The organism is Ligilactobacillus sp. WC1T17, from assembly GCA_900110005.1.
GTDB lineage: Bacteria > Bacillota > Bacilli > Lactobacillales > Lactobacillaceae > Ligilactobacillus > Ligilactobacillus ruminis_A.
In genome coordinates this window covers 102,478-123,671 of record FOCC01000003.1, presented here as the reverse complement: position 1 = coordinate 123,671, position 21,194 = coordinate 102,478, and the positions used below count along the sequence as shown (strand labels likewise).

Below are 21,194 nucleotides of genomic sequence, written 5' to 3'. Positions count from 1 at the left end.
CTTTCTAAACATCAAAGCTGACTTTTAAATCTAGTGGCAGAATATGGTGGTTTTGCCACAATTCAAGTAATGTAGCGATTGGCTTTTTTTTATCAATAATGACAATACCACAATCACCACCACCGGCTCCCGACGTTTTAGCTGCTCCGCCAAATTTTTCAGCACTTTCGATGAGATATTTTAAAGCTGAGGTTTCAATTTCAACGCCGGTAATCTGGTGAAGATCAGCTAGAAGCTGCCGGTTTTTCCGTAACCCTTGCTGAATTTCAGCTAAGTTCTTAGTTTTAAAAGCCTGGATTATTTTTTCGACGCATTGTGTGCTTTCATGAATAAAAGCCCGATATTTTTGGTGACGTTCTTCTTTAGATGGATTAACTTTATCTATGAGTTTGGACGTTGAAGCCGGCGATCCGGTCCAACCAATCAACAGTTTTAGGTTATTTGGGATTGGTAAAGGTGTAATTTTTAACCCCGGCCAGTCTTTTTGAAGTAGTTCAGTTAAAGAAAAGTGCTGGGAAGCTTCCAGCAGCCACTGCCGGTCAAACGAATAATAGCTAATCCAGCCCCCAAAAACGCTGGCTGCTACATCACCTAAAGAACCATTGCCTTGAACCGCAAAATGGGCTAAAGCAGCTAATTTGAAGATGTCATTTTGAGTGACAGCTAAATGATAATAGTTGCATAAAGCCTTGACGGTGACAACTGTAACAGCAGCCGAAGAGCCGAGTCCGTATTTTTTGCCATCAGAACTGTCTAGTTCGCTATCAATGCTTAAATGATACAATTTAAGCTTAGTGCCTGATTCATGGGCATATTGTTCCACAATACGGATGGCGGACAGAATATATTCAAATGGCTTAATGTCTTGTTTTAAGCTCAGTTCAGTTCCGTTACGCATCCAGTTAAGCACCTGATTATATTGTTTGGAAGCAATGGTACCTTGCTCTAAGCTGTCTTCAATTGTAGCATATACATAACGGTTTAAGCCTACTAAAATGGCAGGACAGCCGGGCTCAACGACTGCATATTCGCCGGCAATATAAAGTTTTCCGGGTGCTTTGACGGTAATCACTTTGCTTCAATCCCTTCATTTGTAATAAGTTTAGCTCCTTCGCCAGGGTGGGCCACTAGTAATTGGTCTTTGCCGAAAACTTTGGATAAATGATCTATGATGGCGGCAATATTTTCTTCTTCACAGATAACTTTAACGTTGGGACCCGCATCCATGGTGTAATAACAAGGAATACCCATGGTACGAAGTTCTTCGACTTTTTGCATGGCAATGATGCTTTCAGGCATAAAATAAGAAAAATGCGGCTTAGAACTGAGATTTAAAGCGTGCATTTTAAGGGCTGAACTTTCGGCTACGGTTCCTAAAAGTTCAAAATCGCGGGTTTCAATCGCTTGACGCATGGATTTGAGATCGTCATTTGCTGTTTTGACCCATGCTGGGTAATAGGGTGATGTTTGGGCTGTTTGCATACCGGCACGTGAACTAATCTTTTTTTGGGCGCTATTCAATACAATGGCAATCATCGCAATTTTCCAAGATGTGTGCTCTTCTAAAGGAACAGCGTAAGATGTTAAATCATCCTCGCCGGCTATCCATTCAACAAAGCCGCCATAAATTGATCTAGTAGCTGAACCAGATCCTTTGCGGGCTAGACGCGATAAATCTTTAGCCGTTAAATTAAGTCCAGCAGCTGAACTGGCGGCTAAAGCTAAAGCAGCGTAGGCCGACGAAGAAGAGGCCAGCCCAGCAGCTGTAGGCACGTGGTTAGTTGAATTAATATGAGCAAATGTTTTGATATTAGCTAACTTGCGCACGTGATTCATAAAATGAACCAGCTTTTGATCTTGTTTTGCCTGACCATCTAAAATAAACGAATCAGCAGTTAAGCTAGGGTCAAATTCAACTGTAGTATCGGTATAAAAATGGTCTAACGTTAACGAAATAGAACCATTCATAGGGATAATCAAATCAGTATCTTTTTTGCCCCAATATTTGACTAAAGCAATATTGGTATGGGCACGGGCTGTTTTTTTCATTATTTTTTCTCCTCAATTTAAAGGTTCAATCCAAGTTTTTTTAACGCCGGCCTGAGTAAGCTTTTGGGCTAGTTCATGAGCTTGGGTTATATTTTGAACTAGGCAGATAAAACAGCCACCACGACCGCCGCCAGTCAACTTAGCCCCTAAAACATGATTTTTTTGTGCCAGTTCCAAGTAATAATCTAATTCTTTTGAACTGACATCTAAAGCTCTGAGCAATTTTTGAGCTTCGTTGAATGTTTGGCCTAAGCCTTTGGGATCATTTTCAGCCAGTTGCTTTTTAGCTTGGATTGTCAGCTGACCTAAAGCAGCAATTTGTTTGTTAGTAACCTTGGGCTCCTTAGCTAATTTTTCTTTAACCGCTTTGATGGCTAAAGATGTTTGCCCTTGAATACCGGTGTCACAGATTAAAAGGCAGGCAGCTAAATTAATCGGGATGGGCTTGATTTCTTTTCCTTTAATTAGCCAAATTGGAATATTAGAAGCGCAAGTAGCAGCATCAAGTCCGCTTGGATTCTTATGAGTATCAATTTCTTCAATATTGGCTTCTGATAACAGGATTTTTTGACTTAAGGCAAGTCCAAAAAAACTATATAAGGCTCTGACCAAAGCAATGGCCACACTGGCAGATGAGCCCATTCCGCGGGCAATAGGCACTTGGCTTTTAATGTTGATGTCTAGACCTAGTTGATAGTTTTGTCTTTTTAAAATGGCAACAATCAAGTGCTTGATACCATACATTTCTTTAGGAACAGCGGCTAGTTCGCCTGAAAAATAGTCACTTTTAAGATAGCATTTGTTATCCGAGCGCGCTTTAAGCGTAACGGTTGTTTTAATTGTTTTAAGCGGTATGGCAATCGCTGGTTGTCCGTAGACAACAGCGTGCTCGCCGATTAAAATTACCTTGGCGTGACTTTCACCAAAGCCGGTACTTAATCTTGTTTCCAATCAAGTGCTTCCTTTCCAATCTTTTTTTGCAATCATGCTAATTATACCTGTCTTTTAGTACAAGGACAAGCTACTAAGATATTTTTGCCAAGGCAGATATGTGGTAAGATGGAAGTATATTATGAAAATGAAATTGGTGAAATGATGACAAATGCAAAAACATATGCGGTCGTTGATTTAGAAATGACAGGGACTAACCCTGATGGCAGTGAACGCTTGATTCAATTTTCATGTGTTTTTATTGAAAACGGCAAAATTGTCAATGAATTTTCGACTTTAATCAACCCGTTGAAACCAATCCCCGAAGAAGTTCAAGCGTTAACCAACATTACGAATCAAGATGTAAAAAAAGCGCCAACTTTTGATGATGTCGCACCAACCATTTATGCTTTGTTGCAGCAGACGGTTTTTGTAGCGCACAATATTGAATTAGATTATCGCTTTTTAAATGCTGAGTTTGAGCGCATCGGTTTTCCAAGCCTTAATTTGGAAGGAATTGACACAGTCCAGCTGGCTCAAGTGGTTTTACCAACTTTGGCTTCATATAAGCTCAGTGATTTAACCAAATACTTGGGATTATCGCATAATCATCCGCACCGAGCTGATAGTGATGCTTTGGCTACAGCCAACCTTTTTTTATTTTTAATTAAAAAAATTAAAACTTTTCCCAAGTCTTTATTAAAAAGCCTGCTAAAGCTGGCAGATAGTATGCTATTTGAGACTAGTGATGTCTTTAAAGCAGCTCTAGAGCAAGATGAAAAAGATATTTTTGATGGCTATTATGAAATTAAAGGCCTTGTTTTAAAAAAACAAGTGTTGGCAACCAGTCACAAGCAGAAGGTACTTTTTCCGCAAACCAAGGCAGCACAGGAACAATTATTCGGCGCCTTTTTAGAGTGGCGTCAAGATCAGGTTCAAATGATGTTAGACATCAATCAGCAGCTGACGGATGAAGATAAGACCTTAGTTATCCAAGCCCCAACTGGTATGGGTAAAACGTTAGGTTACTTGTTGCCTGGAATCTATTGGGCTAAAAACGGCCACCAGCTGGTGGTAGCAACCAAAACGACGGCACTATTAGATCAGCTAACCAAAGATTCGCTTCAGCTTTTAAAGCAGATAGTGCCTTTTTCGTTTACTGTCGAAGTTTTAAAAGGTTCAGGGCATTACATTGATTTGGACAAATTTTATCACAGTCTCAGCATGCCTTTAAATGATCAAACCCGTTTGTTACAGATGAGGATTTTAGTTTGGCTCTTTGAAAGTAAAACAGGAGATTTGGATGAATTAAAATTAACAACGTATAATCACCAGTTGTTTAAATTGATTAAACATCAAGGCGTGACCAGTTTAAATCCAAATAGTCCTTTTTTTGCAGCTGATTTTTTGCGTCAACGTGAACAACGAGTTAAATATGCCGATTTAATTTTGACTAACCAGGCTTATCTACTAAGTCACGCTGCCGAATTAGCTCAAACGGCAGAAGGCTTAATTGTGGATGAAGCGCAGCATTTAAGCACAGCCGTTTTGCAGCAAAGTCAGGCTCAAATTGATTTAGATTTGATTAAAATTATGGCTGATACTTTGCTGGTAGAAATGGAATCACGTATTTCGTACTCTTTTGCTCAATTAGTTGAACAGGGATTTTTAACTAAACATGAATACCGCGTCTTATTGCGTAATTTGCAAACCATTGATTACGGTGTACCTTACCTTAGAGAAAAGTTGTGGGAAAAATTTTGCAAGCATAAACGTGCTAAGGACGATTTTGTTGAAATTGAATTGGACGGTGGTAAATTATTAGGCTTTTTGAAAAGCAATTTTGCTATCTTTTTAAAAATTTCCAAAGCGTATCAAGAATTTTTAGGACAAGTAAACCATTATAAGCAGCGATTTGAAGCAGCTTTAGAGCAAAAAACATTGGGCTATGAAGCAACCAGCTTATTAACGTCTTGGTTTAATAACTGCTTGAAATTGATAGGAGCATTGGATAATTGGAAATTATTGGAATTTAGCCAATTAGAAAATACTGATGAAACATTGATTTGGTTAAAATATGCAGCTGATAATCCTAAAACTCATTTGCGGATTTGTTTTTCACAACTTTCTTCAGGTAGCATGCTAAAAGACATTTTGTATAGCAAGTTCGACCATATTGTGATGTGTGGTGCAGGTTTTTATACGCCCAAAACAGCCCAGTATGTCAAAGCTAATCTCGGCTTAAGTGATGATTGTGTTTTCACTAGCTACCATGGAACATTTGATTACCAAAAGCAGGCTTTAGCCGTTTTAGCGACGGATGGTCCTGATTTGTCTAATTTAAAAGATAAAAAAATATATCATGACTACCTGATTGCAGCTTTAACGGACATTTTGACAGTCAATCAGTGTCAAACCTTGATTTTATTCAATTCGCTGGAAGATATTAAGGCTGTATACAGTGGTTTAGAACAAAAAGGCGTTACCAAAAAACGTGAAATTTTAGCGCAAGGAGTTAACGGCAGTCCTGGCAAATTAAAAAAGCGCTTTATGCTAAGCTCCAACCCAAGTGTTTTGCTCGGAGCGGATAGTTTTTGGGAAGGAATCGATTTGCCAAAAGATAAGCTGGAACTGCTAATCATTACGAGACTGCCTTTTCAGCCGCCAGACCGCCTGTTAAATAAAATTCAGGCTAAAAGGTTACAAAAAGCAGGACACAACTCATTTGCTATGTTGACGTTGCCTAAGGCCGTGCTGCAATTTAGTCAAGGTTTTGGTCGTTTGATACGTAGTCAGCATGATTTTGGGGTAATGGCTGTTTTAGATACACGGCTTATCAATAAACGCTATGCTAGTGAATTTATTAAAGCTTTACCCAACGATTTGCCTTTAGTTGAGCTTCCAACGGGTAACATGGCTAATGAAATTAAACATAAATTGCAGGAATTTGAAACTTTTAAGTAACATTTAGGCTTAAGACTGATATAATTAATATCTAGATTACTGTGAATGGAGCTAAGTGAATGAAACGAACATTAGCAGCTAAAAGAAGAACAAGAATGTGGACTATCAGTATTATCCTATTAGCAATTCTTTTAGTTTTAGGCGGATATTTCAAGGCTCAAGCGCCTAGAAGGGTGGCTTATCATAAAACGGTCAGTTTAGCTGAGAAATATGCTAATTTGAAAAAGGTTACTTCTTTTTACCACTATAACCGCAAACAAACCTTTTATATGGTGTCAGGCACCAATAACAAAAAAGAAAAGGTCTATGTCATTGTTTACCATAATGGTAAAAAGATTATTATTTATAATCAAACAGATGGTATCAACGCAGCTCAGGCCAAAAATATTGTCAAAAAGCATGTCACAGTTAAAAGATTTTTAAATATCGGGATGGGCATGCAGAAAAAAACGCCGGTTTGGGAAATTTCTTATCTGAACCAAAATGGCAATCTTTGCTACGATACTATTGCTTTCAAGAGTGGTCAAGTTTTAAAATCAATTCAAAATATTTAACGGAGGTTTTTATATGAAGTTATCACAACGTTCTCAAAATATTACACCGTCAGCAACTTTAGCCTTATCAGCTAAAGCTAAGCAGATGAAAAAGGCAGGGGTTGATGTTATTAATTTAACCGCTGGCGAACCTAATTTTAATACTCCATATCATATCAAAAAAGCCGCTATTGCAGCTATTGAAAGTGGTAAATCAGATTTTTATACGCCGGCTTTAGGTATTGATGAGCTGCGCGCAGCGATTGCTAATTTTGTCAATTGGGATCATAAAACGAATTTTGATAAAGATAATGTTGCGGTAACAGTTGGAGGAAAATTCTCTTTATATGCGGTAGCACAGGTCGTCTTAGATCCCGGCGATGAAGTTTTAATTCCTTTGCCATATTGGGTAAGTTATGGTGAACAAGTTAAATTAGCCGGTGCCGTGCCTGTTTTTGTCAAACCCCAAGCATATAAAGTTACGGTAGAAGAATTAGAAGCATGTAGAACTCCTAAAACGACTGCTATTATTATCAATTCACCGCAAAATCCTTCAGGGTTGATTTATACACGTGAAGAGTTGGAAAGTATTGGTAATTGGGCGGTTGAACATGATATTTGCTTAATAGCTGATGACATGTACAGCAAGTTAGTTTATAATGATAATGAGTTCGTTTCTTTGATGGATCTTTCACCAGCAATTAGACGACAGACAATTCTTGTCAATGGCTTTTCGAAAGCATATGCGATGACTGGTTGGCGGGTAGGCTATACCGTAGCTGATAAGCAGATTATTAAGTTGATTAATGCTGTTGTTGGACATGAAACCAGCAATATTGCAGCTGTTAGTCAATATGCGGCTTTAGCTGCAATTACCGGTGATCAAAGCTATACCAAAAAGATGCGTGATGCTTATGAAGAACGGCTTAATACTTTATTCCCTATGTTAAATGCTATCCCTGGTTTTAATTTAGAGCGTAAGCCAGAAGGAGCCTTTTATTTGTTCCCTAAGGTTGAAGAAGCTGTTTTGATGTGTCATTTTGCTTCGACGGAAGCGTTTGTGCAGGCTTTATTGGATGAAGCTCATGTAGCAGTTGTTCCAGGTAGTGCTTTTGGTATGGACGAATATATTCGTTTAAGTTATGCCGCCAGCATGGAAGATTTAGTGGCAGCAGCAGGCCGAATGAAAGAATTTGTTGAAAAACATATGTAGGAGGAATTGATTTGGAAACTATCAACATTATCAACTCCAAGGATTACGTTGATAAAAAAGTAAAAATTGGTGTTTGGTTGACAAACAAACGCTCAAGCGGTAAGATTGCTTTCTTGCAATTACGCGATGGTACAGCCTATTTTCAAGGGGTTGTCGTTAAAAACAATGTTTCTGAAGAAGTATTTAAGCTCGCTAAAGAACTTAAACAAGAAACAAGCATGTACATTACAGGAACAATTCACGAAGATAAACGTTCCCATTTTGGCTATGAAATCGAAGTTGAAGACATCGAAGTTGTAGGCGAAAGTGAAAATTATCCAATTACGCCTAAGGAACACGGTACTGACTTCTTAATGGATCACCGTCACTTATGGTTGCGTTCTAAACGTCAATTTGCTGTGATGAAAATTAGAAATGAAGTCATTCGGGCTACTTATGAATTCTTCAACCAAGAAGGTTTCACTAAACTTGACGCGCCAATTTTAACGGGTAGTGCTCCAGAAGGTACGACTGAATTATTCCATACTGAATACTTCGATAAAGATGCTTACCTTTCTCAATCAGGTCAGTTATATGAAGAAGCTGGCGCGATGGCTTATGGCAAGGTATTTTCATTCGGACCAACTTTTAGAGCGGAAAAATCTAAGACAAGACGCCATTTGATTGAATTTTGGATGATTGAACCAGAAATGGCCTTTATGCATCAAGAAGAAAGCTTGGAATTGCAAGAACGATATATTGCTTATTTAGTTCAAAATGTTTTAGATCACTGCGATTATGAATTACAAATTCTTGAACGTGACCGTGATGTTTTGAAGCGGTATACTGAACTTCCTTATCCACGCATTTCATACGATGAAGCAATTGATTTGCTTAAAGAAAGTGGACAATTCCCAGATATTAAGTGGGGCGAAGATTTTGGTTCGCCTGAAGAAACTTATTTGGCTGAACACTTCAGCAAACCGGTCTTTGTCATGAACTATCCTAAGGCTATCAAACCATTCTACATGAAGCCGCATCCAACGCGTGATGATATTGTTATCTGTGCTGATTTATTGGCACCGGAAGGCTATGGTGAAATCATTGGCGGATCTGAACGTGCCACTGATCCAGCCTATCTGGAAGAACAAATTGTTAAAGCTGGACTTAATAAGGGTGACTACGAATGGTACATTGATTTACGCCGTTATGGTAGTGTACCGCACTCCGGTTTTGGTTTGGGACTTGAACGTTGCGTTACATGGATTACTGGTGAAGACCACATTCGTGAAGCAATTCCATTCCCACGTTTGTTAAACCGTATTTATCCTTAATGTGAAGAAGGGGCCGAAACTATTCGGCCTCTTTTTTAACCGCCAGATACGCATTATTTAATTGAGGAAGAATTAAATGGAAGATATGATTTTAAAGCTGCTCAAAATGGGGCATACGACAATTTCTAATTTATTGTTGGAAAATTACACCAAATTAGGTTTAACCGACAGCGAGTTCATTATGCTGCTTTTATTAATTAAGTATCAGCAGCAAAATCAAGATGTTGACTTAGAAGCTTTGAGTGTGATGATGAACAAAAATGTTAGTGAAATCGGAACCTTACTGAATAATCTGTTAGTCAAAAAAATTGTTAATTTAAAGACGACAACTGATGCATTAGGTCGCCAGCATGATGAATACGACTATAATTTTTTATATGAAAAACTGGCCAAATTAGCTGCTGCACAAAAACCAGCACAACTTTCAAAGGGACAGAATACTTCAGATAATATTTTCAATAAATTTCAGGCGGAATTTGGACGACCACTGTCAGGATTTGAAATGGAAACAATCCGCTCCTGGCTTGATGAAGACCACTATCAACCTGATATTATTCTGTTAGCCTTACGAGAGGCGGTGTTGAATCAGGTCTATAATCTTAAATATATTGACCGTATTTTAATCAGTTGGGAAAAGCAACATGTCAAAACACCTGCTGATGTTGAAAGAATTAGTAAAAGACGGGATTTAAAAGAGCCTGAAAATCCAATTAAAAAGGATTTAACCGGGCCGTCAATCCCACTTTATCATTGGTCAGGTGAAGCTAATGACCCTAAGTGAGACGGAAATTGCTTTTGCTTTAGACCAAATGAAACAACTTTTTCCTAATGCCAGCAGTACTTTAACTAAGACGGATCCTTTTCATTTTTTGTTAGCTATTATTTTGAGTGCACAAACAACCGATAAGGCGGTTAATGAAGTAACACCGGCGCTGTTCGCTGCTTACCAAACACCGATGCAACTAGCTCAGGCAGATCCTAAAGAAATTGAGCAATATATTAAAAAAATTGGATTATACCATAACAAAGCGCGTTATTTAGTGGCCTGCGCGCAAGATTTGGTCAATAATTTTGCTGGTCAGGTACCTCAAACCAGAGCAGAACTGATGTCTTTACATGGTGTAGGACGTAAAACAGCAGATGTTGCATTGGCTGAATGTTTTCAAATACCGGCTTTGGCAGTTGATACTCATGTGAAGCGGGTAGCTAACCGCTTAGGGATGGTTGACACAGCAGACGTTTTAAAAATTGAACAGGAATTGATGAAAAAAATTCCCAAAGATCGCTGGATTGAAGCACATCATTTGCTAATCTTTTTTGGAAGGTACCAATGTTTAGCCAAAAAGCCTAAATGCGGCCAGTGTCCTTTAAGTAATTTATGTGAATATAACAAAAAGAGCTCCTTTTAAAAGAGCTCTTTTTGTTTATTGTTGACCGTTACTTTGTTGTGTATTTGTTGTCGCACTGTTAGTGCTGGTCGTGTTGTTAGCAGAATTTGATGCTTGATTATTATTAGTATTCTTGCTGCTTTGATTATTATTGTAATTAGTATTTTGACTGCTGCTGTAATTAGTATTTTGACTGTCACTAGTCGTTTCAGAACTTGCTGATTGAGCAGCAATGCTTGCTGAAGAAGTCTCAGACAAAGCACTTGAAGTTGTGGTCATTTTACTAATTGATGAGGAACTCTTCTTGGAAGAAACAGTTTCACTCGATGAACCTGCCAAATACAACTCACGCACACCATTAACGGTTTTGACATAGACATTGCTTGGACGAGACCAGTCACTGTTAGTTTTGCCTTGGGATAAGTACATCATGGCATAGCGGTAGAATTTAGCAGCTAATTGTTGCGATGTTGTTCCCAAGTAATTATTAGCTTCGTAAGGATGGTCGTAGCCAACCCAAACTGAAACTGAATAATTTTTGGTATAACCGTCAAACCATGAATCCATAACGGCACTAGATGGGAATTTTGCTGAAATATCTGAAGGGTAGGCATTAGTACCGGTTTTGCCGGCTTGATATAATCCGGTAATAGCCGCATTAGTACCTGAACCTTGCGTGATAACTTGTTTCAACATATCGGTAATCATATAAGCGGTTGAAGCTTGCATAACTTTTTTGCCGCTTGCAGCAAATTTTTTGGTCTTGCCATCAGCTGTGATAATGGTATTGATATATTGTGGCTTGTAGTAAGTACCACCGTTAGCAAAGGCAGCATAAGCAGCAGCGTTTTGCAGGGTTGATGAAGGTAGGCCAATCCCGTTTTGGTATTCCAAAGTCTTCTTATAGGTGATACCCAATTTAGCTAAGAATGCTTGAGCCTTAGTGATACCAACCGCTTCTAGTGCTCTAATGGCTGGAACGTTACGTGATTCAATTAAGGCTTTACGCATGGTAATGGTGCCTTCATATTTGTGGTCAAAGTCATAAAGCTGAATGTTAGTTCCGGGATAAATATATTTCGTATCTTTCAGTGGCTTGTAGGTTGCCCAGGAAAGATATTCAATTGCCGGTCCGTAATCTAATAAAGGTTTAGCCGTGGAGCCATTGGTTCGATCTGTCTGAACTGCGCGGTTTAAACCAAAGGTGATGTTGCTGGTTTTACGGCCACCTAGCATAGCGACGACATTGCCGTTGTTAGGGTCAACCACGGTTGAAGCGACTTGGAGGCTGTTATCAGGATAATAGAGATAAGTATCGGTATTAGCAATTTCATATAAGCGCTTTTGCACCTTCATATTAAGGTTGGTGTAAATTTGCAAACTATCTTTATAAGGGTTATAACCCTTCTTTTTAACTTCCTCAATAACCTGCTTAATATAAGGGTCAGCAATTTTTTCAGTTGTTGTAGCTGTTTCTTGCTGGTGTGTTTGAATTAAGCCGGTGGTAATAGCTTCATTTTTAGCAGCGCTGGCTTGACTGGAAGAAATTTTCTTATTGGCAACCATTGCATCTAATACTTCATCACGTCTGGATTTGGCATAAGTAGGGTTGGAATAAGGATTGTATTGGGATGGAGCATTAGGGATTCCGGCAATTAAAGCTGTTTGGGCTAAATCTAATTGACTAAGTTCCTTGCCGTAGTAATATTTAGCAGCAGTCTGCATCCCATAGCAGCCATAACCCATGAAGACTTTATTAACATAGAAAGTTAAAATTTGTGACTTGCTATAGGCTTTATCCATTTGAAGAGCTAACCAAGCTTCTTGAGCTTTGCGCTTGAAGGTTTGATCGGAACGTTTCGTGGAGAAGAAAGATAGTTTGATTAATTGCTGATCCAAAGTACTGCCGCCTTGCAAGCCAGCTGAAGAGCCGGTGACATTTGCAATGGAAGCCGCTACGATTCGAATAGGGTCAACACCGATATGTTTGTAAAAACGACGGTCTTCAATGGAGATAACTGCATCTTTCAACTGTTGCGGAATATCTTTTGAATTAACGTAAACACGACTTTCGGTACCTAAAGACATAATTTTGTTGCCATCGGTATCATAAATGACGGTTGAACCCGAACTAGAAAGCCGACTTTCGTTTAAAGTCGGGGCATCTTTAGCCCACATAAAAAACAAAGTCGAACCTGAACAAATAATAGCTAAAAGTGCTAAAACAAGTCCGAGGACAATTTTAGAAAAGAGTGACATATGCTTTTGGGGTTTGCGTTTTGGACGGCGTTTAGCCGTTTTGTGTTTGGCAGACGAACGGGTGGCATTGTTACCTTGTCGTCTTTTGGTACGTGAATATTTAGGATTATCTGTTCCCATAATATCCTCCTTCAATCCTTTTTAATTTGCTTGAGCAGCTGATCTACACCATCTAAATAGGCTATCTTCGGTGCTAAGCGATAAAAAATTTCAAAACCACGCTTGGAGATAACTTCTTTGGGAATCGATTTTCTGCCGGTTGCTTGCTGATCCCAATATTCGAATAGAACATCGCAAGGCAGTAAAAAAAGCTGGTTTGTTGTTACAAATTTTACAATTGCAAAGCAAATACCACCTTGTTTTTGGCAAGCACGCATATGTTCGATTTGATGTTTATGGAAATTTTTTAGCGGAAATGATACCTTGTTTTTGGTTTCCTTAGCATCAAAATCTAAATATTTTCCATGATAAACACCATTATAGTCAGTTGTGGATGCTTGTTTAAAATACGCTTCACGAATAACAGCAGCACTTCTTTTAGGGTAAGAAACGTCAACGATTTGAATGGGAATAGGCTTCTTATGAATAACAGCTATTCCATGGTCTAAATAGTACTTATTACTTTCATTGAGTTCTGCTTCTAGGGACATACCACGATTACCGTAAAGGACGTGTTGGGATTTTTGTGGCCGGTCGGTAGCATTTTTTTTAAAAGGCTGGCCGTTGGGATAATTAATGCCCAATATTATCAACTCCCATCCGACTAATTATACCAATATGTAGCTAATTTAGCAAAGATAGCTTAAAATAAAAATAGGGGGGTGAAATTATGCGCTTATGGGTAACGGGTTATCGCAGCTATGAATTAGGAATTTTTAGTCCAAATGATCCTAAAATTGAAGTTATTAAGTATTGTTTGCAAGACAATCTCAAAGAGATGCTTTTTAATGAGAATTTAGAGTGGGTTTTAAGCGGCGGTCAATTAGGCGTTGAACAATGGGGGCTTGAAACAGCGCTAGAATTGAGTCAAGCTAACCTAGCATTAAAAACAGCCTTGCTTTATCCCTTTTTAGATTTTGGAAATAATTGGAAAGAGGATAAAAGACTTGCTTTAAAAATGTTGGAAGAACAATGTGATTACAGCATTTCACTTAGCAACCAGCCTTATCAAAATGCGCAGCAGCTGAAAAATTATCAACAGTTTATGTTAGAACACACTGAAGGCTGCTTGTTAATTTATGATCCAGAATATGAAGGTAAAGCAAAATATGATTATCAAGCTATTTTAAAATATCAGCAGATGAATTCTTATTTTTTGAAGCAGATTGATATGTATGATTTGCAAGATTACGGGGAACAATATCAAGAAAATCAAAATTGGGGTTTACAAGCGTAAGAAAATCTGCTATATTATTAGTTGTTGTGAGTTAAGTCTTGATTTTAAGTGAGGTGCAGTTTCAATGGATGAGGTCAATTTTACGCCTAAGGACATTGTAAGCAAACATTTTAAACCTAAAATGCGCGGCTATGATCCAACTGAAGTTGATGATTTTTTAGATGCAGTGATTCGCGATTACGAGACATTTGCTAGTGAAATCCAACGGCTTCAAGGCGAAAACGAAAAACTGCGCAGCCGTGTTGATGATTTGAATAAGCAAATCAGCGTTGGCGGTGCTTCGCAGACTGCACGTCCACAAACGAATATGACGAATATGGATGTTTTAAAACGTCTGTCAAATTTGGAACGGCATGTTTTTGGTGCGCAGCTTGACAACAACAGCGATCAAATGAATCGTTTTTAATTATTGTTAATAAGTTATACAGTTTTCGGGTAATCGCGGTCTATTTTTATAGGCTGAGGAAAGTCCAAGCTTGCACAAGCTGAGATGCTTGTAGTGATCGTGCTTGCTGAAAAAATAAGGCAAGGTACCTTAATTGGTAACGGCAGGTAAAAAGGCTAAAGCGTATGCCATGCCTGAGTAGTCTTGAAAAGTGCCACAGTGACGAAGCAGTTATGGAAACGTAGCTGGTGGAACGAGGTAAACCCCGCGAGCAGGTAACCCAAACTTTGGTAGGGGCGCTTCATGACGGAAATGAACAAATCATGGGGGCGAGTTTTTAACTCGGAGATAGATGATTACCACCGATTTCGGATTCCTGAACCGAATGACGTACGGAACGTGGCTTATAGAGGACTGTATACCAGGATTGACTAGGGTGGAAGGCAACTTTTATCCTAGTCTTTTTTATTTGAATTTTAAAGTGAGGCTAAATTATGGAAGATTTCAATTTAATTGCAACCTGTGCTGCCGGAATTGAAGCTATTACAGCAAATGAACTAAAACATTTAGGGTATGCAGTACAGACCGAAAATGGGCGCGTGCGTTTCAAAGGAAATATGCGTGATGTTTTTGAAACTAATTTATGGTTGCGCACAGCCGACCGGATTAAAATAGTGGTAGCTGAGTTTAAAGCTGTCACTTTTGATGAATTATTTGAACAAACTAAAGCTTTGCCGTGGGATGAATTTTTGCCAATGGACGCTGAATTTCCTGTTTCGGGTAAATCGCAAAAATCCAAATTGCATAATGTTCCCAGTGTGCAATCAATTGTCAAAAAGGCCATTGTTGATAAATTAAGTACCGTCTATCATCGTCGGACTCATTTGCCTGAAACAGGTAATCTTTATCCAATTGAATGTGCTATCAACAAAGATCGCGTAATGCTGACGTTAGATACATCAGGTACCAGTTTATTTAAGCGCGGCTATCGTTTAGAAAAAGGTGGGGCGCCATTAAAAGAAAATATGGCAGCTGCACTAGTTTTATTAGCTCACTGGTATCCTGAAAAAACCTTTGTTGATCCAGTATGCGGTTCAGGCACTATTCCAATCGAAGCTGCTTTAATCGGACATAATATTGCTCCGGGCTTTAAGCGCCAATTTGCTTGCAGTAGTTGGGACTTTGTTGAAGCTTCATTGGAAGAAGATGTGCGTAATGAAGCTTTTGATAAGGCTGATTATGATAAAGAATTGGATATTTACGGCTATGATATTGATGGAAAAATGATTGATATTGCTAAATTAAATGCCAGAGAAGCAGGGTTACTTCATAGCATCCATTTTAAACAAATGGCAGCTAAAGATTTTAAAACCGACAAAGAGTATGGCGTGATTGTGGCTAATCCGCCGTATGGTGAACGGTTAAGTGACCAAGAAAGTGTCCGTAAATTATACCGGCAAATGGGTGACGTTTACCGTCCTTTGAAGACTTGGAGTAAGTATATTTTGACGAGCGATTTGCAATTTGAAACTTTCTATGGTGAAAAGGCGACTAAGAGACGTAAATTATATAATGGTTCACTGAGAACAGATTTATTCCAATATTGGGGTCAAAAGAAACCACGAAATTAACTGTTTAAAGCCTGCAAGGCTAAAGTGTGAGCCCCTTTATTTTCCTTGTCAGGAATCCAATTAATGAAGACTGAATCAAATTGATAAATCAAAATATTTAATTGGTTAAGACTAGGTGCATAGCTTTTGCTATAATTTTTTAAGAGGCTATCATAAAGAATTTTGCTGTCGGTATAAAAAAAGATGGCTTCTTCAGCATGGGCCAAAGGTTTGAGCTTTTCAAAGCCCAAAATAGCAGCCAAAAATTCTGCTTGATGGTTATCGAAAGCAGAAAGTTTACTTTTTAATTGGCTTTGTTTTTGATTTTGCACAATTAAGATGCCGGCAGCACTATGCCCGTCTTTAAAGGCGGCATCTGTATATAGTTTGATCATTATGAGACCTCCATTTAGGTTAAGCATAACGAAAACAGGTTAAAAAAACAAGTTTTTGACATAAAACAGTTATTTAAAGATAGGGATGATATTTTGAAAAAAGTTTTTTATTGTCAGCCTGATGTCGCTACAAGCGTTACATGCTGGTCATATACCGGAATGCTTTTTTTATTGAGCTTATTATTATGGTTAGAATTGACTGTTTTTCAAATTTGGACAGCAATCAGCTTTTTGCTGTTTGTGCTAGTGGCTGGGATTCAGTTATATAAGCGCCGGCTTGTTTTAACAGATGATAGTGTCGAATTTCAGACGGTATTGTCTTTTAATAATAAAAAGATACGCTACCAAGATATCAAAGATGTTGAATTACTGAAAAATGGAATTAATATTACTGGTAAAAATGCAATTATCACAGTGGTTTTAAAAAGGAAAAACGCCAAAAAAATATATGAAGTGCTAAGCAGCCAGCAATAATGTTCGTGTTTAGCAAATCAAACGGGTCAAAAAAAGACATTTTTTTAGAATAAAGTTAATATTTAGGTGACATGAAGCTGGAAATGTTTTATACTGGAATCATCAAAATGCAGGAGGTTGATTTTTTGAAAGATATTGAAATTGCACAACAAGCAACGATGGAACCAATCACTAAAATTGCGCAAAGAGCAGGCTTAAGCGCAGATGAAATTGAACCTTATGGCAAATATAAGGCTAAGATTACTTTGCCGCTGACAGCCCGTCCTAAAACAAAGCGCAAACTGATTTTGGTGACTTCTATTAATCCTACCCCTGCCGGTGAAGGCAAGTCTACTGTGACTGTCGGTTTAGCCGATGCGATGCAACTGAGCGGTGCTAAAACGATGATTGCCTTACGTGAACCATCTTTAGGACCTGTAATGGGAATGAAAGGCGGAGCTACTGGTGGCGGTTATGCGCAAGTTGTACCGATGGAAGATATTAACCTGCATTTTACGGGTGATATGCATGCTTTAACAACTGCCAACAATACCTTGGCAGCTTTAATCGATAACCATATCTATCAGGGAAATCAGTTGCAAATTGATCAGCGGCGGGTTATTTGGAAGCGTGTTTTAGATATTAATGATCGTGCTCTGCGACATATTGTCATTGGTTTAGGCGGAGCTACGTCAGGTGTTCCTCGTGAAGATGGATTCGATATTACGGTTGCATCTGAATTGATGGCTATTTTATGTTTATCAAAAGACTTAGCCGATTTAAAACAAAGAATTAGTCAAATTGTTATTGGCTATAACTTTGCTAAGCAGCCCGTCACAGTGGCCGACTTAGGTGTAGCTGGAGCAATTACCCTTTTGCTTAAAGATGCTATTAAGCCTAATTTGGTGCAAACCTTGGCGCATACGCCAGCGATTATTCATGGCGGTCCTTTTGCGAATATTGCACATGGCTGTAACAGTGTCTTAGCTACAAAGACTTGTTTAGATTTAGCGGATTATACTGTTACTGAAGCCGGTTTTGGCGCTGATCTTGGTGCCGAAAAATTCATGGATATCAAGACTCCTGTCTTAGGTCAAACACCTAATACGGTGGTTATTGTTGCTACGGCACGCGCACTTAAGTCTAACGGTGGTGTGGCTAAAGCTGATCTCAATGAAGAAAATCTTGATGCTTTAGTGAAGGGTTATGCTAATTTAAGGAAGCATATCCAAAGTATGAAGCGCTATAATGTACCAGTTATTGTAGCAATCAATCAATTTACTCAAGATACTGATGCTGAATTAGCTAAAATTAAAGAATTGTGTGCCGAGGATGATACTAAAGCATATGTCTGCAATGTGTGGGGGCAAGGCGGAAAAGGTGCTGGTGATTTAGCACAAGCAGTAATTGAAGCTTGTGATGAAGACCGGACCTTTATACCGCTATACAAAGCCGATGACAGTATAGAAGTTAAAATTCAAAAGATTGTCACTGAAATCTATGGCGGCGCTGGCGTTGAATTTTCGGCTAAAGCTAAGAAACAGTTGGCTTCTTTCAAAGAATTTGGTTGGGATAAGATGCCAGTTTGCATGGCTAAAACGCAATATTCTTTGTCAGATAATGCCAAGTTGATTGGAGCGCCAACAGGTTTTACAATTCATGTCCGCGAATTTGTACCTAAGTTAGGAGCGCATTTCTTAGTAGCATTGACAGGTAACGTCTTAACGATGCCAGGCCTGCCGAAAAAGCCCGCTGCTATGGGGATGGACGTTTCAACTGATGGTGTTATTGAAGGGTTATATTAATTAAGGGTAAAAGGCAGTTTTTAACTGCCTTTTATTTTTCACACCAATAACAATGATAAAAAGTTACTTTAACTATTTAATATAAAAACAAAAGCCACTAGGGGGTGCTTGGTTTCCCCGAGGTGTTAGTGTATACTAAAATTAATTGAAAGGATGATTAAATTGCTTGGATATGGTATCTTAATTGCCTTAATAATCTTAATTGACCAACTTGTAAAACATTTTATCGTTATAACCATTGCTCTAAATCACAGCACACCTGTGCTTAGTGGGGTATTATCCTTAGCTTACATCAGAAATTATGGAGCAGCTTGGAGCATGCTGATAGGGAAAAAGGCCTTTTTTATCATTATCAGCTTAGTATCATTAGCTTTAATGGGCTACTTTTTTTGGAAAAAACGCCAACAAATCCTATATAAATTAGGTTTGGCTTTCATGATTGGCGGAACCGTTGGCAACTTTATTGACCGGGTACGCTTGGGCTATGTGGTTGATATGTTTCAACTGGATTTTATTAATTTCCCAATTTTCAATGTAGCTGATTCAGCTTTGACAGCAGGTGTGATTATCATTTTTGGGGCTTTACTTAAAGATGAAGACTAATTGAGAGCGTGGTACGCTCTTTTTTTGTGATAAATTTTATCTTTTGCTTAAACTGGTATACAATGAAAGTATTGTATTTATTAGGAAGGATTTTTATGTTAAAAATAAACAAAAATGCTGCGCTCATTTTTTTAGGCATCTTGCTCTTTAGCCTAGCAACTCCACTTAGTAACTTTTGTAAGCAGGATACAATTTCAACGGTTAAAGCATCTAAAAAAAGCAAAAAGCCAACCGTTAAATTAGTAGGTGTAGGGGATTCTTTGACACATGGTGTCGGCGGTCCTAATGATTTTGGCGGCTATGTGACGATGATAAAAAAGCAACTTGAAAAAAAAGAAAAGGTTAAAGTTAGGACGAAGAATTATGGAAAAACGGGTGATCGCAGTGATCAAATTACCAAAAGAATTGCGACACAAAAGAAGTTGCAAAAAGATTTGGCTAAAGCTGATGTAATTACTTTAACGGTTGGTGGTAATGATTTAATGCAAGTAATGCAAAATAACGCCGAAGCAATGGCTAAAAATAAACTTTCTCAAGTCATGCCTAAAGCACAAAAAAAATATCAAAAAAAACTGGCCAACCTCTTTGAAAGCATTCGCCGTTATAATCAAAACGCACCGATTTTTATTATCAGTATTTACAATCCTTTTTATGTATATTTTCCTCAGCTAACGCAAATGCAAAAATATACTTTAATTTGGAATAAATTAGCTAAAGCTCAAGCTGAAGAGGACTCAAATGCCTACTATGTTGATATTTGTGACCGTTTGTCGTATGGACAATATGATGGCAAATCTAAGCAAAAGCTTATTAAAAATACACAAACTGATTTAACCGAATTGACGAGCAAAGAATTAGAAAAATCATTAACTGACAAATCTGAAAAGAATGATTACTTATCGGCCGCAGATCATTTTCATCCTAATACCCAAGGATATAAGTATATGACCAAAAAACTCTATCAAGTGATGGAAGCTCACAAAAACAAGTGGCTTAAGAAAGGAAATTAAAATGTTGCAACGAAGTACAAATAAAAATGCAGTATCCAAGAACCCTTGGAAAATTGCTTTTATCACCTTAGCAAGTCTGATAATTATTCTTTTTGCCTATCTCATGATTAGAATTAATCAGCCTAGTCCTAGCCAAAAAGATTTCGAAGCCGAAAGTACCCAAACAACGGGAAAATATGCTGATGTAACTGTGGCTATGAACAAAAAACAGTTACAAGCAGCCATCAATTATTATTTAAAGCAGAATCAAAAAACAAATGGAGTTAAGTATCGCGTATTACTCGATAAATCAGCCATTATGATGGGAACGACCAAAATATTGGGAATGAATGTTTCGTTTACCCTTTATACAAAGCCAACGTTAGATGCTAACGGAAATATTGTTTTTAATGCTAAAACGGTTGCTGTAGGATCGTTAAACGCCCCAGCAAGTTTTATTTTAAAATATATTCGCAATAATTATGATTTAGGCAAATGGGCTAAAATTGATGCTAAGAAAGCTAAAATTACATTGAATTTAAATCAACTAACCAAAAAACAAGGAGTCAAAATTAAAGGGCGTAGCTTAAATTTGAATAATAACAATATTAAATTTGATTTATCTATCCCTTTGGATAATAATAAAATTACAACCAAATAGGGGGCAGCTGATGAAAAGTAATGCGATGTCTTTTTATACCTTTTTAATGACTTTAAGGAATCCTGACTCCACATCTGAAAGTGCTACTTTTGCCAATGCGGCCTTTTTTGACTCGGGCTTTCCTAAGCAATCCTGCGATTATGATGAAATATCGTCTTATCTGGAATTAAATGCCAGCTACCTGGCATCAATGACCATTTTTGATGATGTTTGGCAGCTTTATCAAGCTAAAATAGCTTAAGATGGAG

Annotated in this window: 21 protein-coding genes and 1 other RNA gene; 16 read left to right on the top strand and 6 right to left on the bottom strand. The window is 38.1% G+C overall.

Annotation, left to right across the window (positions count from 1 at the left end):
* Positions 1-4 precede the first annotated feature (4 nt).
* The 3 genes from BMX26_RS02840 to mvk are packed head-to-tail and all read right to left on the bottom strand — an operon-like array spanning position 5 to position 3,000.
* Positions 5-1,072, bottom strand: coding sequence for a phosphomevalonate kinase (locus BMX26_RS02840; RefSeq protein WP_075529945.1), 1,068 nt, complete (start codon positions 1,070-1,072; stop codon positions 5-7).
* A complete protein-coding gene (mvaD, locus tag BMX26_RS02835; RefSeq protein WP_075529944.1) occupies positions 1,069-2,049 on the bottom strand; it encodes a diphosphomevalonate decarboxylase in 981 nt (326 codons plus the stop codon). The genes BMX26_RS02840 and mvaD overlap by 4 nt, the downstream gene beginning before the upstream one ends.
* Before the next feature lie 12 nt (positions 2,050-2,061).
* Complete coding sequence (gene mvk, locus BMX26_RS02830; protein ID WP_075529943.1) at positions 2,062-3,000, bottom strand: mevalonate kinase; 939 nt, start codon at positions 2,998-3,000, stop codon at positions 2,062-2,064.
* 108 nt (positions 3,001-3,108) lie between these two features.
* On the opposite strand from mvk, the gene BMX26_RS02825 reads away from it, so the two are divergent.
* The 6 genes from BMX26_RS02825 (at position 3,109) to nth (ending at position 10,411) form a co-directional block, all read left to right on the top strand.
* A complete protein-coding gene (locus BMX26_RS02825) occupies positions 3,109-5,943 on the top strand; it encodes a helicase C-terminal domain-containing protein (protein ID WP_082272455.1) in 2,835 nt (944 codons plus the stop codon).
* Positions 5,944-6,002: 59 nt separating this feature from the next.
* Complete coding sequence (locus tag BMX26_RS02820; RefSeq protein ID WP_075529942.1) at positions 6,003-6,497, top strand: DUF5590 domain-containing protein; 495 nt, start codon at positions 6,003-6,005, stop codon at positions 6,495-6,497.
* Between the two features lie 13 nt (positions 6,498-6,510).
* Positions 6,511-7,689, top strand: a complete 1,179-nt coding sequence (locus BMX26_RS02815; protein WP_075529941.1) for a pyridoxal phosphate-dependent aminotransferase — start codon at positions 6,511-6,513, stop codon at positions 7,687-7,689.
* Positions 7,690-7,700: 11 nt separating this feature from the next.
* Positions 7,701-9,002, top strand: a complete 1,302-nt coding sequence (gene asnS, locus BMX26_RS02810; protein ID WP_075529940.1) for an asparagine--tRNA ligase — start codon at positions 7,701-7,703, stop codon at positions 9,000-9,002.
* A gap of 76 nt (positions 9,003-9,078) precedes the next feature.
* Positions 9,079-9,783 carry a DnaD domain-containing protein gene (locus BMX26_RS02805; protein WP_075529939.1) on the top strand — a complete coding sequence of 235 codons (705 nt, stop codon included), beginning with the start codon at positions 9,079-9,081 and terminating at the stop codon, positions 9,781-9,783.
* Positions 9,770-10,411, top strand: coding sequence for an endonuclease III (nth, locus tag BMX26_RS02800; RefSeq protein WP_075529938.1), 642 nt, complete (start codon positions 9,770-9,772; stop codon positions 10,409-10,411). Before BMX26_RS02805 ends, nth begins: the two co-directional genes overlap by 14 nt.
* 15 nt (positions 10,412-10,426) lie before the next feature.
* Here the strand turns inward: nth and BMX26_RS02795 are convergent, their stop codons facing one another.
* Positions 10,427-12,769: a transglycosylase domain-containing protein gene (locus BMX26_RS02795; protein ID WP_075529937.1), complete on the bottom strand. Its 2,343-nt coding sequence runs from the start codon at positions 12,767-12,769 to the stop codon at positions 10,427-10,429.
* A gap of 11 nt (positions 12,770-12,780) precedes the next feature.
* Positions 12,781-13,392 (bottom strand): Holliday junction resolvase RecU, encoded by a 612-nt coding sequence (gene recU, locus BMX26_RS02790; RefSeq protein ID WP_075529936.1) that lies wholly within the window; start codon positions 13,390-13,392, stop codon positions 12,781-12,783.
* Between the two features lie 86 nt (positions 13,393-13,478).
* On the opposite strand from recU, the gene BMX26_RS02785 reads away from it, so the two are divergent.
* From BMX26_RS02785 to BMX26_RS02770, 4 genes are all read left to right on the top strand, one after another.
* Positions 13,479-14,045: a DUF1273 domain-containing protein gene (locus BMX26_RS02785; protein ID WP_075529935.1), complete on the top strand. Its 567-nt coding sequence runs from the start codon at positions 13,479-13,481 to the stop codon at positions 14,043-14,045.
* A gap of 64 nt (positions 14,046-14,109) precedes the next feature.
* Positions 14,110-14,451: a cell division regulator GpsB gene (gene gpsB, locus BMX26_RS02780; protein WP_075529934.1), complete on the top strand. Its 342-nt coding sequence runs from the start codon at positions 14,110-14,112 to the stop codon at positions 14,449-14,451.
* Between the two features lie 21 nt (positions 14,452-14,472).
* An RNA gene (gene rnpB, locus BMX26_RS02775) (RNase P RNA component class B) lies at positions 14,473-14,842 on the top strand.
* 82 nt (positions 14,843-14,924) lie between these two features.
* Positions 14,925-16,061, top strand: a complete 1,137-nt coding sequence (locus tag BMX26_RS02770) for a THUMP domain-containing class I SAM-dependent RNA methyltransferase (protein WP_075529933.1) — start codon at positions 14,925-14,927, stop codon at positions 16,059-16,061.
* Here the strand turns inward: BMX26_RS02770 and BMX26_RS02765 are convergent.
* The gene (locus tag BMX26_RS02765) at positions 16,058-16,435 is read right to left on the bottom strand and encodes a ribonuclease HI family protein (RefSeq protein WP_075529932.1); all 378 of its coding nucleotides are present in this window, start codon (positions 16,433-16,435) and stop codon (positions 16,058-16,060) included. The two genes, BMX26_RS02770 and BMX26_RS02765, sit on opposite strands and share 4 nt — an antisense overlap.
* A 93-nt stretch (positions 16,436-16,528) precedes the next feature.
* On the opposite strand from BMX26_RS02765, the gene BMX26_RS02760 reads away from it, so the two are divergent.
* The 6 genes from BMX26_RS02760 to BMX26_RS02735 all read left to right on the top strand — a co-directional run bounded on the left by BMX26_RS02760 (position 16,529) and on the right by BMX26_RS02735 (position 21,187).
* The gene (locus tag BMX26_RS02760; protein WP_075529931.1) at positions 16,529-16,909 is read left to right on the top strand and encodes an EbsA family protein; all 381 of its coding nucleotides are present in this window, start codon (positions 16,529-16,531) and stop codon (positions 16,907-16,909) included.
* A 125-nt stretch (positions 16,910-17,034) separates the two neighbouring features.
* Positions 17,035-18,693, top strand: coding sequence for a formate--tetrahydrofolate ligase (locus tag BMX26_RS02755; RefSeq protein ID WP_075529930.1), 1,659 nt, complete (start codon positions 17,035-17,037; stop codon positions 18,691-18,693).
* Between the two features lie 162 nt (positions 18,694-18,855).
* Positions 18,856-19,296, top strand: coding sequence for a signal peptidase II (gene lspA / locus BMX26_RS02750; protein ID WP_143454846.1), 441 nt, complete (start codon positions 18,856-18,858; stop codon positions 19,294-19,296).
* Positions 19,297-19,391: 95 nt separating this feature from the next.
* Positions 19,392-20,306 (top strand): SGNH/GDSL hydrolase family protein, encoded by a 915-nt coding sequence (locus tag BMX26_RS02745; RefSeq protein ID WP_075529928.1) that lies wholly within the window; start codon positions 19,392-19,394, stop codon positions 20,304-20,306.
* 1 nt (position 20,307) lies between these two features.
* Positions 20,308-20,946, top strand: coding sequence for a YpmS family protein (locus tag BMX26_RS02740; RefSeq protein WP_075529927.1), 639 nt, complete (start codon positions 20,308-20,310; stop codon positions 20,944-20,946).
* Between the two features lie 10 nt (positions 20,947-20,956).
* Positions 20,957-21,187, top strand: a complete 231-nt coding sequence (locus tag BMX26_RS02735; RefSeq protein ID WP_075529926.1) for a YozE family protein — start codon at positions 20,957-20,959, stop codon at positions 21,185-21,187.
* Positions 21,188-21,194: the final 7 nt, after the last annotated feature.